At 47.7% G+C, this 13,564-nt stretch carries 7 protein-coding genes; 5 read left to right on the forward strand and 2 right to left on the reverse strand.

Annotated elements, in window-relative coordinates:
- The first annotated feature begins 218 nt into the window (after nt 1-218).
- Both DF182_RS13255 and tamL read left to right on the forward strand, forming a co-directional pair.
- Nucleotides 219-5,288, forward strand: coding sequence for a translocation/assembly module TamB domain-containing protein (locus DF182_RS13255; protein WP_113616080.1), 5,070 nt, complete (start codon nt 219-221; stop codon nt 5,286-5,288).
- Nucleotides 5,288-7,738 carry a translocation and assembly module lipoprotein TamL gene (gene tamL / locus DF182_RS13260; protein ID WP_113616081.1) on the forward strand — a complete coding sequence of 817 codons (2,451 nt, stop codon included), beginning with the start codon at nt 5,288-5,290 and terminating at the stop codon, nt 7,736-7,738. The genes DF182_RS13255 and tamL overlap by 1 nt, the downstream gene beginning before the upstream one ends.
- Before the next feature lie 140 nt (nt 7,739-7,878).
- On the opposite strand, the gene DF182_RS13270 is transcribed toward tamL, so the two are convergent.
- Nucleotides 7,879-9,615: a thiamine pyrophosphate-dependent enzyme gene (locus DF182_RS13270; RefSeq protein WP_113616082.1), complete on the reverse strand. Its 1,737-nt coding sequence runs from the start codon at nt 9,613-9,615 to the stop codon at nt 7,879-7,881.
- Nucleotides 9,616-9,733: 118 nt separating this feature from the next.
- Here DF182_RS13270 and DF182_RS13275 point away from each other — a divergent pair, with 118 nt between their 5' ends.
- From DF182_RS13275 to corA, 3 genes are all read left to right on the forward strand, one after another.
- The gene (locus DF182_RS13275) at nt 9,734-10,123 is read left to right on the forward strand and encodes a septal ring lytic transglycosylase RlpA family protein (RefSeq protein ID WP_113616083.1); all 390 of its coding nucleotides are present in this window, start codon (nt 9,734-9,736) and stop codon (nt 10,121-10,123) included.
- A 372-nt stretch (nt 10,124-10,495) separates the two neighbouring features.
- Complete coding sequence (locus tag DF182_RS13280; protein ID WP_161964135.1) at nt 10,496-11,755, forward strand: DUF3472 domain-containing protein; 1,260 nt, start codon at nt 10,496-10,498, stop codon at nt 11,753-11,755.
- Nucleotides 11,756-11,881: 126 nt separating this feature from the next.
- Entirely contained in the window at nt 11,882-13,000 is a 1,119-nt protein-coding gene (gene corA, locus DF182_RS13285; protein WP_113616085.1) for a magnesium/cobalt transporter CorA, read from the forward strand.
- Here corA and DF182_RS13290 read toward each other — a convergent pair.
- Nucleotides 12,997-13,503, reverse strand: a complete 507-nt coding sequence (locus DF182_RS13290) for a DUF2480 family protein (protein WP_113616086.1) — start codon at nt 13,501-13,503, stop codon at nt 12,997-12,999. The two genes, corA and DF182_RS13290, sit on opposite strands and share 4 nt — an antisense overlap.
- Between the last annotated feature and the right edge of the window lie 61 nt (nt 13,504-13,564).

Genomic DNA, 13,564 nt, shown 5'->3' on the forward strand with positions numbered 1-13,564 from the left:
CAACAGACGCTCTTTCCCACGTCTGCCATCAATTTTCAGTATGCCCGTTCACGTATTTTAGTGTATCCTTGCAGTATTATTCACCCCCAATACCTGCGGGTATGGATTTTGTACTGGTGCAGGGCTAATCGGCGGAAACTCAGGGTTAAACCCGAAAAATAAACCATTGGAACGCTCGTGCGTTTTATTTCATAAATTACTTTTAGTAATCAAACATAGTGACAGAACCAGCAGAAACCGGAGAAAAACGCGGCCGCCCCTGGTGGCGTTGGCTTTTATGGATCATTGTTGCGGTGCTTCTTTTGCCCGTAATGGCAGTTTTATTATTACAGTTGAATGGTGTACAGAACTACCTGAGAGAACAAGGGGAAATCTATTTACAGCGGAAACTGAAGACCAAAGTACAGATAGGCTACCTTCGGGCAAGAGGATGGCATTACCTGGAACTGCGGAACGTTTATGTGGCCGACACCGCACACCAAGCCCTGTTTTATACCAGCTCTCTTAAAGTCCGCTATAACCTGCTGGCCCTTATCAACAATGAACTTCAGATTGACAAGCTGGAATGGGACTCCCTGCTGATCAATGCTTACCGTAATAAAGGTGATTCCGCATTCAACTATCAGTTTGCCATTGATGCATTCACGACAAAAAAAACAACTCCTGATACTATCGCGCCTGCTTCAGGCACCACACTTCAGTTCAGGATCAAAGACGTATCCCTTCGGCATGCCAGGCTGCGTTATGAAGATCAACCCGGTGGGATGGGCGCCATCGCCTCATGGGATACCCTTCATATATACCCCGACGATCTGATTGTTGACGATGGCATCTACGCCTTCAGAGGAATTGAGCTGGTTGGCCTCAAAGGTTTCTTCCAACAGCAGTATATCCCTTCAGTAGCTACCAATGCGGCTCCGCCGCCACCGGCTGAAGATACCAGCAGTCCAGGCATTCACCTGCTGATGAAAAAGCTGCAGATCAAAAACAGTTCTTTCCTGTACAGCAGCGATGGTATCGGCATATCTACCCTCTGGAAAATAGGAGATATAGTATTGCGTAACAGCAACCTCGATACCGATTCTACCCGGATACAAGTAGGAGACCTGACCATCCGCAATACCACGGGCTCGCTAGCCATGGTGCCCGGTAAGGATCATACGCCGGCGACTCCCGACACTACACCCAATACATGGCAGGTATTTGCCACACAGGTCAACCTCGACCGCCTTGGTTTGCGGTACGATAACGGTACGCCCACACCAAAGGCTGCCGGTCCCGACCCGGACTACAACCACCTGTTTCTGACCGGCATCTATTCAAAGATTGCCAATATTCAGTATAGCCCGGATAGCACCCTGGCCAGCATAAAAAGCTTCTCCGCCCGCGACTGGTCAGGCTTCACCATCCGTAAGGCCAATATGGACATCTCCTTTACGCCCAAAAGCCTTACGCTGAAAAATTTCCTGGTACAAACCAACAAAAGCATCCTTAGAAAACATATAGCCGTTACCGTTCCATCCTGGGATGGCATCGCTGATCATATGGACCAGCTGGGCCTCGACGCCAATCTGGATTCTGTACAGATAGCCCTCGCGGAATGGCTTCCCTTTGTACCCGATGCGCGCAAAAACAAATACTTCAATCCACTGTGGAAAAAACAACTAACGCTATCGGCTATATTAAAAGGTAATCTGGGAATGCTGAATATCAAACAGCTGTACCTCAACGACCATGACGGCAACCTCATCAAAGCCACCAACGGACAAGTGGAGCATGTGACTGATGCAGACCGTTTAAATGCCAATCTGCCGGATCTTTTTATCCAGTCAGGTAATAAACCGCTGCGATCCTGGCTGCCAGCCGGCACGCTGCCGGATACACCCCGACTGCCAGAACATATGATCATCACCGGCCTCTTCAAAGGCGGCATGAAAAATATGCTGACGCAGTTACAGCTGAAAAGCGACTACGCCAACGCCAGTGTGAACGCACGACTGTCTAATATCACCGACAGCATCCGCGGTACTTACGATATCAATATCCCATCCTTCAGAATACATCCGGGTATCATGCTCTATGACACCGCCTATGGATGGATGAGCGGTAAATTATCGGCTACCGGTCAGGGTTATACGCTGAAACAAATGGCAGCCAAGGCCGCTGTCACGCTGTATGATGCGACCTACAACCGCTATACTTACCGCAATATCAATGTAGACGCCAGTATCCATAAAGGAGCCTTCCAGGCAAAAGGAGAAAGTGCGGATACCAGTCTCAATACTACTTTTGACATCAGCGGCCAGTTGAGTGATACTGCCTTGCAGTCGCTGAAAGCCAATATGGAGATTACCAATGCCGATCTCTATGCGACTCATTGGTACACAGAACCATTGAGTCTGAAAGGCAATCTGGTAGCAGACTTCAGCAGCCTGGCACCACAGCGGCTGGAAGGGAACGCCCTGCTGACCGACTGGCAGATAACCGCCAAAGACCAGATAGTGCCGTTAGACACTGTTTCATTAGTGGCTCACTATCTCGACCGGCAATACATCGACATCAAAAGTCCGTTTGGCCCCATCACGGCCAACGGCTATATGGATTATACTAAAATCGGCGACGCCTTCAACCGGATCATCATGAAACCGCTGTTGCCTGCCGATTCCGGCCGTATGGTGATCATTCCGCCAGGTCAGCACCTGGAATTCGCGGCCTCCCTGCAGGTGCCCCGGAGCTTTGCTCCGCTGATATCCGGCCTCCAGATGGATATGCCAATGGACATCAGCGGTCGTCTCAACAGCGATAGCAGTCTACTGTTTGTAAAAGCCAATCTTCCCAAATTCAAGTACGACTCTATCCAGATAGACAGCCTGCAGTTATATGCCCGCATAATAGACACCTCACTGCAAACCCGTCTGTCTGTCGCGGACATGAAACATCCTTCTTTCCCGCTGCAGCACACCGTTCTGTTGGCACATGCCAATACCGGAGTGGTCAATTTCGGCCTGCTGCTCGACGATATTAAACGACAACCTAAATACCGGCTCGGCGGCATATTATCCTTCCTGCCGGACAATGTGATGCAGCTGACGCTTAAGCCCGATCTGCTGTTGAATAAACAGCCCTGGAATGTAGCTGAAAACAATATCCTGCGCATCAAAAACGGCGCGCCGGATACGGCCAACATCAAACTGTTCCAAGGTGAACAGTCCATCGCTATCAACACTCTGCCTGACACCAGCGCCACGCCTGCCCTGCAGGTCCGTATCGGCAATTTCCAGCTGGGCACTATCACCGGTATGCTCGCCACCGACACCCTGCTGGCCAATGGCCTCCTCAATGCAGAAGCGCTGGTCCGCAACTGGAACACCCAGCCACTCGTTCATGCCAAACTCAAAGTGGACAGCCTTAGCGTAAAAGCAGCCGAGTTAGGCACACTCGACGCGACCGTAGATAATGTAAACCCGGAAACGTATAAACTCAATGCTACCCTCAAAGGACATGGCAACGATGTGAATATCGCCGGCACCTACGACAGCACCATCAACGCACAGGTGACTGTCGCCAATCTGCAGATGGCATCACTGGAACCTTTCACCATGGGAAACATCACCCATATGTATGGCAGCGCCAATGGCCAGTTTAATATCTCCGGTACCGCCAGCGAGCCTAATGTGAAAGGGGACCTGCATTTCAATAATGCCGGTGGTGTGATCAGCTACATAGGCAGCAATCTGCACCTGCCTGATGAAGACATTGTAATTGATGATAAAGGCATCCTGTTCAACAACCTGGTGGTAGCCGACAGCCTCAACAATGAACTCATTGTGAACGGGCGTATCAACACCACCGATTTTATCAAATACGGATTTAATCTGAATATCACAGCCGATAACTTCATGGCGCTGGGCAAACAACAAAACAACGATCAGTGGATCTATGGTCCGGCCTTTATTGACAGTAAAGTTACTGTTCGTGGTTCCCTTGATCTGCCCAGAGTAGATGCCAATGTAAAACTCCGCGACAAATCCAGCGTCACCATGATCCTGCCGCAGGAAGAGCCCGGACTGGCCGACAGGGAAGGCATCGTGGAATTTATTGATAAAAAACACCCGATAGATACCGCTCTGCTGGCCAGACTGGACAGCGCCAAATACAGCAACCCAAGACTCAAAGGTGTCTTCTTCTCCGGCAATCTGGAAATCACGCCGGAATCAATGCTGAAAATCATTATCGATAAAGACAATGGAGACTACGTACAGGCCAAAGGTACCGCTAACCTCAACGCTACACTGGATCCCAGCAACAAAATGAGCATTACCGGCCGTTACGAAATCTCTGAAGGAAAGTATGAAATGTCGCTTAATCAGCTCATCAAACGCTCCTTCGATATCCAGAAAGGCAGCTTCATCTCTTTCAACGGAGATGCCATGAGCGCCGATCTGGACATCACCGCCAAATACAGTGTCAACGCCCCGGCCATAGACCTCATACAGGACCAGCTTGGCGGTATGTCAACGGAACAGCGGAATACTTATAAACAACGTATTCCTTTCGATGTATACCTCAAGATCAAAGGCAGCCTGCTGAAACCAGATATCAGCTTCCAGCTCGATATGCCTGAAAGGGAACGCAATGTGTTCAACGGTATGCCTTATAACCGTATCAAACAGATCAACCTCGTACCATCTGAACTGAATAAACAGGTAATGGGATTGCTGGTGCTCAACACATTCATTCCTGATGATCCGATGAGCACACTGGACAATGGCGGAAACGCTGTAGGGCAGGCTGCACGCAACAGCGTAAGTAAGATATTATCCCAACAGTTGAATAACCTGGCCGGTAATCTGATCAAAGGGGTAGACCTCAGCTTCGACCTGCAAAGCAGAGAAGACTATTCTACCGGTTCTGCACAGGAAACGACCAACCTCAATATCGGCGCATCCAAAAAATTATTCAATGAACGTTTAACCGTTTCCGTTGGTTCCAATATCATGCTTACAGGCAACCAGCAAAACGCCAGTTCACTGGTAGGTGATATCTCCATAGAATATAAACTGAGCCGCGACGGCCGGTACCGGCTGAGGGTATATCAGCGTAATGATAACCAAACCGTTATACAGGGTCAGTACACCGAAACCGGCGTTGCCTTTATGCTGGTAATGGATTATGATGAATTCAGGGAAATATTCCAGCGCTCCAAAAGAGAAAACAAACAACAACGCCTGCGCGATGAAAAAGCCATAAAAGAGGCGAAGCAGGCAGAAACAAATCAGAAGAAGTAATGCAGAAGGGAAATAGCTATATCATCATATGTATCATTTTATGCCTGGGCTTCCTGGCTATCAGCTCCTGCAGCACTACCCGTTCGGTACCGGAAGGTGACCGTCTCTTTACCGGCAGCGAAATCCGATGGAAAGGTAAAAAACCAAGAGACTACAGCTCCCTGGGCGAAGGGATGGACAAAAGAACACGTCCACGTCCCAACCGCAAATTCCTGGGCATGCCCATCAAGCTGTGGTTGTATAATATGGGCCATGAGCCTAAGAAAAAAGGATTGAACTACCTTTTACGCAAAAAATGGGGAGAACCACCTGTATTGCTCAGCCAGGCTAAACCTGATTATACAGGCAAGGTGCTCGAAAACTATCTCATTGACAATGGTTATTTTCAGGCCGAAGTTTCTTCTTCCATAAAAAACAAAGGCAGTAAAAAAGCCGCTATCCAATACGAAGCGGTGCCTAATCATCGCTATACCATCAAAAGTGTGACCTACCTTACTGATACCAGCGCTATTGGCCGTACTGTCACTAAAACCTACGACCAAAGCTCACTGAAAGTAGGAGCACCTTATTCACTGGATTCTATCAAAGCCGAACGGGAACGCATACACGCCAGTTTAAAAGAACAGGGCTATTATTATTTTACACCGGATTATCTGCTGGTGCAGGCCGATACCACCAACAATGGTACGGTAGACCTGTTTGTGAAGATAAAAGACAATACGCCATTGCTGGCACTCCGCCCTTACCGGATGCATGATATCAGCCTGTTTCCGGACTATTCACTGGACAACGATTCCTTGTCTACCCAGGGTACACCGCTGTATTACCACGGCATGTATATCGTTGATTCCGCCAAACGTTTTAAGCCTATTGTATTTGACCGCTCTGTGTTTCTACGGCCGGACAGCCTTTACCGGCTGAGCTCTCACAATATTACCCTGCAACGTCTTATCAATCTGGGCGTATTCAAATTTGTGAAAGGCTCTTTCCGGCCTGTAAGAGATACTTCCCGCCACAACATTACCGGCGGCAATCCTAATACGCCTGCCATCAGAGATACCTCCAGACCACGGTTCGTACAACGCGGCGCCGACAGCACCTACCGTCGCGACACTGCGCTCGCCGGTACTTACCGCGCTATGGTCAATAACCGGGTATCACTCGACAGTGGCTGGCTCGATGCCAAGTTTTACCTGACACCCTATAAGAGCCGTTCCTTACAAACGGAGTTGAGAGGGACTTCCAAATCCAATGGCTACATTGGTTCTGAGGCCCGTATTACAGCTAAGAACCGTAACTGGCTGCATTCCGCCACATCGCTGGAAATAGGGCTTCGGGGTGGTTTGGAATGGCAAACGGGTAATAATAGCGGCGGCGGCTCCAACTCTTACAATCTGGGAGCGGAAGTAGCGGTGACTTTCCCTCGTTTCCTGACACCCATCCCATTCAATATCCGTACACCCTATGTGCCGCGCACCCGTATAAGCGCGTCTTACGAGCTGTACAGCCGGGTAAACCTGTATGACCTCAACGCCTATACGTTGCAGCTGCAGTACCTATGGCAGAAAACAGCCTATCTCAATCATGCCTTTTCACCTATTGCTGTCACCTATGTATTGCCTACCAAAACAACCAATGCTTACGACAGTATCCTGGCTAATGATCCCAGCCAGCGCGCTTCTATCGAAAAACAATTTATCATGGGCGGCAATTACACGATCACCTTCAACAACCAGACTGCCAACCGTATACACAGCTTCTTCCTGAGCGGCAATATCGACGTGTCTGGAAATATCGCAGGGCTGCTCATCAAAAAAGGAGATTCTACCAAAAACATATTAAAAAACCCTTTTGCCCAATATGAGCGGCTTACGCTCGAAGGCCGTCACTACTGGAGTATAGGCAAAGGCAAACAATGGGTCAACCGCCTGTTTATCGGGTATGGGCTGCCTTATGGTAACTCTACGACACTGCCTTTTGTTAAGCAGTTCTTTACCGGTGGTAGCAGCAGTATCCGTGCCTTCAGAGCCCGTACACTGGGACCAGGTTCCTATTTCAATAAAGCCCAGGATACCAGCTCCCTGCTGGCCAATGAAGCCGGGGATATCAAGCTGGAATTTAACTCGGAAGTACGTATTCACCTGACCAGCGTATTTAATTTCGCTGCATTTATTGATGCGGGCAACATATGGCTGCAAAAGAATGTACCGGAGAAGCCCGGCAGCCAGTTCAAATTTGATTCTTTTTATAGAGAGATTGCAGTGGGTGGCGGCGTAGGTCTCAGAATAGATGCCTCTATTGTGGTTGTGCGTTTCGACGTGGCAACGCCTTTCCGTATTCCTTATCTGCCGCCCAATGAACGATGGGTGTTTAATAAAATTAATTTCGGAGATCCCGACTGGCGAAAGAAAAACCTGATATTGAATATCGCTATCGGTTATCCGTTCTAACTGCAACGCCATTACGAATTTGTAATGGCGTGAATCACGCTGTCACCGGGATACAGTGTAGTACTCGTCCTATTGCTGAAATTATTGATGAACTGGCTGAAGAAGTGCGACCCCATTTCCCGGCCCTCACCAACCGCAATTCATAATACATCTTTGATGTGCTTGTAATTTGATTTCACAGCATCCAGGACATCGTCAAATCTTCCGCCTAATATCATTTTACCCATCCATAGCGCATATCCTTTCATCTGCTCAAATTCTATCTTCGGTGGCATGGCCAATGAGCTGGGATTGGTGAAAACATTTACGAGTACCGGTCCGGATGTTTTGCAGGCTTTTACCAGCACTTGCTCAACTTCATCCGGATCATGAACTGTAAATGTGGTGAAACCCATAGCAGTGGCTACAGCAGCAAAGTCCGGGTTGAGCATATCCGTTTGCCAGTCGGGAATACCGGCTACTTCCATTTCCAGTTTTACCATGCCTAACGAGCGGTTGTTAAAAACGATCACTTTTATCGGCAGATTATACTGACTGATGGTCATCAGATCGCCCAGCAGCATGGTAAGGCCACCATCGCCGCATAAGGCATATATTTCCCGGCCTGGCTGACCGAAGGCGGCCCCGATGGCCTGTGGCATGGCATTGGCCATGGAACCGTGATTAAAAGATCCCAGCAATGTACGTTTACCCGTCGCCGTTATATATCTGGCTGTCCATACATTAGTCATACCTGTATCAACTGTGAAAACAGCATCGGATGAAGCCAGCCTATTGATAACACTGGCAAGATATTCCGGACTGATGGCTTTTTCTTTTCCGCGGTCTTCTACATAAGTTTGTAGTTTTTGTTCTACTTGCTGATGGAAATCTGCCATGGTATCCAGGAATGTTCTGTCTTTTTTCTCCTGTATCATTGGTAATAAAGCCTGCAGGGTAGGGCCGATATCACCACAGAGACCCATCTCCAGAGAAGCACGACGGCCGAGTCTTTCCGGCTGTTTGTCTATCTGTATGATCTTCGCTTTTTCAGGCATAAATGGGGTATAGGGAAAGTCGGTGCCCAGCAGCAGTACTACGTCTGCTTCGTGCATGCTTTTATAGGCAGATGCCAGTCCGAGCAGCCCGGTCATGCCTACTTCGTTGGGGTTATCATAGGCGATGCCCATTTTAGCGCGGAAGGAGTAGCTGACAGGTGCTTTCAGCAAAGTGGACAGGGTTACTACGTCATCATGAGCGCTGGTAGCTCCCAGCCCACAATAAATGACCACTTTATCGGCCTCCTGTAACAGGTTGGCCAGCTGCTGCAGTTCTGCCTCTGCAGGACGCAATACCGGCGAGGTATGGTACAGCTTCAGGGAAGTGCTGATAGATACTGCCCCAGCGGCAGCTACATCACCGGGCAGGCCCAGTACAGCCACGCCTTTTTTATGTACTGCATGTTGCAGGGCAGCTTGTAACATGCGGGGGGCCTGTTCAGGTGTACAAGCCACCTGGTTGTAATGGCTGCAGTCTGCAAACAACTTGATGGTATTCGTTTCCTGAAAATAATCACTGCCAAACTCATTGGTGGCACAGGTGGATGCAATCGCTATCACGGAGGCGCCTGAACGATGTGCATCGTATAACCCGTTGATCAGGTGCACATGTCCAGGTCCGCTGCTTCCTGCGCAACAGGCCAGCCCGTTGAGCTGTGCTTCGGCGCCGGCAGCAAAGGCGCCGGCTTCTTCATGCCGCACATGGACCCACTGAATACGTCCATCTCTGCGTACCGCATCATTCAGATGGTTCAGGCTATCTCCCGTTACGGCATAAATACGTTTAATGCCGGCATCAGCCAGCATTTCCACTAATTGGTCGGCAACTAACTTTCCCATATATTTTTATTTTTTCCGGATGATTTTCTGTAGAAAAACAACAGGGATAACACTTTGTTTAAGTCAATCCCATCAGAAATAATCTCTATATTTATGGACCTAAACTGCGCATATCTTTATGACACCGTCATTGCTCTCCGTAAAAAACAAGTACCTGCTGCTGGCTGGTATCTCGCTGATGATCAGCACTACTGCGTGTAGCCGTAAGGTTACCCAGAGTGGGAAAGCGTCTTTTTACGCAGACTCCTTTGATGGGAAACGTACTGCCAGTGGAGAAACATTCCGGCAATACCGGCTTACAGCGGCCCATAAGACCCTCCCTTTTGGTACCAAAGTAAAAGTGATGAACATCGCCAACGGCCGTACGGTAAAAGTGCGCATTAACGACAGGGGACCTTTCGCACCCGGAAGAGTAATAGATCTGTCCCGGAAAGCAGCAGCCAAACTAGGTATGCTCAAAACCGGCGTGGCTACCGTGGAGATAAAATACAAGAAGCCTAAAAAATGAGAAGGAGAAATGCGGTGACATTTCCCCTCTCTTATTAATCATAACAGGTGTCCGTTTAACTCAAGCAGATTACTTGTTGAATTGTGCAACACGTTCTCTTCCACATCCCAATAAGACTTCGCCAACCATCAGTTTTGACAAACACAACAAAAACCACAGTCTATCATCTTCTTACAAATCACACAAAAACAATTCCCCGAAAAAAATCCTTGCCGGCGGCCATTTCCCTGTGCCAGTGGCTGCATCACGGCTGTATAGATTTTTTCCCACACCGTAGATAAAATGGATTCTCATTCCAGTGTAATTTTTTATCGGAAGCGTTGCAAATCGAGGATGTGGCTGTTTTATTTGCTGAACACTAATTACAGAACAATGAAAAAATATTCCCTTTTCAGTGCACTACTGGTAATATGCCTGTCTGTGCAGCAAATCTTTGCCCAAACGACACCGGTTGTACTACCAGGTTTTACTGCCTACGCCGATCCGGAAGAAAAAGATGTAGAGATCAACAGCAGTAATGGCGTAATAGACTGGACCGGCAATAACAACACCATCAATTTTTATTTTCATGCAGCTACTTCCGGAAAATTAAAAGTAACCCTGCAAGCCAGATCTGATGCTGGTAGTAAAGTATCTGTCACATTAAATGGAATGACTAAAATAGTAAGCATTCCTAACAACAATGAATATACGGATATTTCCGTTCTGCAAACAACAATTTCTAAACCGGGCTTTTATACCATTACCCTGAAGGGCATAGAGAAATCCGGAAAAGTATATGCAGATGTAAAAGGAATCAGCCTGGAAGGCCCTGCTACAAAGGATATCCAGTTCAACCCAAAATCCTGGCGCCGTTCAGCATCTGTACATCTGAACTATCCGGTACCGGAAGGAAAAAATGTAGAATGGTTCTATGGTGAAATAAAAGTACCTGAAGGAGAAGATAAACTGGGTACTTATTTTATGTCATGTGGTTTCCATCGCGGATATTTCGGTATGCAGGTGAACGGTCCTGCTGAGAGGAGAATTATTTTCTCTGTATGGGATGCAGGCACCGAGCCGGACAAGCGCAGTAATGTTAAATACGAAGACCAGGTGGTGCTGCTGGCAAAAGGAGATAGCGTGTACGCCAGCGGCTTCGGCGGAGAAGGTACTGGTGGCCATAGTCATTGGCTATACAACTGGAAAGCCGGCGAAACCTATCGTTTCCTGATGCATGCCGTACCAGTAGGTTCCACCACTACCTACACCGCTTATTTCTTCGTTCCCGAGCATCACGAGTGGAAACTGATCGCCAGCTTCCGTGCACCTAAAGACGGCAAATACATGGGACATCTCTATTCTTTCCTGGAGAACTTCTCCTTTGAAAACGGACATCTCGGCCGCAAAGGTTATTATGGCAACCATTGGATCAAGACCAATACCGGCGAGTGGATAGAACTCACCAAAGCCAAATTCACCAATGATGCCACCGCCAAAGCCAAAGACCGCCTTGACTTCGGCGGCGGCTCCGAAAATGGCTGGTTTTACCTGTGGACCAGCGGCTTCAAGCCTGCCAATGCACAATACGGGGATATCTTCGAACGTCCTGCCGGTGGCAAACAACCGGAGATAGTGTTGCCGAGGTTCTAGCTTTCATCAGGGGCCAGGAATGCTGTTACTAAAGACATTCTGTTAAATCCTTTGCATTCCTGGCCTCTTTGTTCCTTTGCGTGCCATTTTCCTTTAAATTGGGTTCAAAACGTAGCTAGTGCAGATATGCTGAAATCTGTAAAAAATAAATTGCCGATCCCGAGTGTGGGTATGCTGGATGCGCTGAATCCTTTTAAGGTTAAAAAGCAGCGTATCATGAATTTTAATCCTGCTACAGGAGTATCTTCCCGTAAGCCTTCTGAATGCAGTAAAGTCACAGTTTTTGATTATAACGGTAGTGAGTGTACGGAGAAAGTGTTGTCTTCGCTGGAAGAAACGTTTGTTTATCGCGACAAACCAACGTTTACCTGGATCAATATTGATGGCCTCCGTAAAGAAGATGTGCATACTATCTGTGCACATTTTATCATCCACCCGTTGATAGAAGAAGATATCCTCAGTATAGGGCAGCGCGCCAAGATGGATGAAATAGGAGAGCGTCTCTTCTGTTTGTTGCCCATGATGTATTTCAACAAGGAAACTTCTACCATAGACCAGGAGCAGGTGAGCATTGTAATGGGGAAAAACTTTGTCATCTCTTTTCAGGAAGATCCTACCAGGGATGTTTTTGACCCTGTACGGGATAAACTGCGGATACCAGGTTCCCGCATTCGTAATGGTACCATGGACTTCCTCTGTTATTCACTACTGGATGTGATTGTGGATAACTACTTCCAGGTGCTGGATAAACTGGGAGAAAGGATAGAGCTGATGGAAGATGTGGTACAGCACGAACCCAATACACGTACGCTGGCTCGTATTAATTTTCTGCGGCGGCAGGTATTTCTGTTCAAGCGGGGAATAGCACCAGTAAGGGAATTGGTGAATGGTTATCTCAAAAGTGAATGTGATTTACTGGAAGATAATGTGACCAAATACTATAAGGATGTATATGATCACATTATCCAGTGTAATGATCTGGCAGATAACTACCGCGATATGATTCTGAACGTACAGGACCTGTATCATTCGCAGCTGAATCTCAAAATGAATGAGATCATGAAGGTGCTGGCAGTGGTGACCACCCTGCTGACGCCGCTTACATTGATAGCAGGCATTTATGGTATGAACTTCCACAATATGCCTGAGCTGGAATCGCGGAATGGCTATTTCTATACCCTGGGAGGTATGGGTTTACTGTTGATCCTGATGATCTTTATTTTCCGGAAGCGAGGCTGGTTCTAGACCTTTTTCTTATATACCGGCACTGAAGAACAGGCTTCTCCGTACATAATGCTTTTTGCTACCGGGCGCAGGAGCCGGGTTATTTCCGCATAGGCCACTTCACCCACTCTTTTATCCCCGCATCCTTTGATCACGATACGTTTATCTGTGAAAGATGTCACATCAATAGTGGATAAATTCTTCAGGTACAATGTTTTATATATAAAATCTGCGTCTCCGAAGGCAGCATAGGCAGCTACAGGCTCCAGGTTGGTCATCACCAGCATATAAGCCCACAGGGGGATTACTGCATCTGCTGTACATACCAGGCCTACATTTTTTCCACGGAATTGTTCCCAGTCCAGCGATTGCATGGCAGCGCGGAAATCTTTTTCTTTCAGGATCATGCCCATAAAGAGATAATCCTTCATATCAAAAATGATAGTTTCTCCCTTAGGAAAATAATTCTCCAGGTCGATGGTTTCCAGGCCACTCTGTGCTACTTTATTGATTATTTCATCCATAGGTCTGTTTTTTACTTCAACAAATTTACGAAGATATGGTCAAGGAATATGGCCATGAAAA

The organism is Chitinophaga flava (assembly GCF_003308995.1).
Classification (GTDB): domain Bacteria; phylum Bacteroidota; class Bacteroidia; order Chitinophagales; family Chitinophagaceae; genus Chitinophaga; species Chitinophaga flava.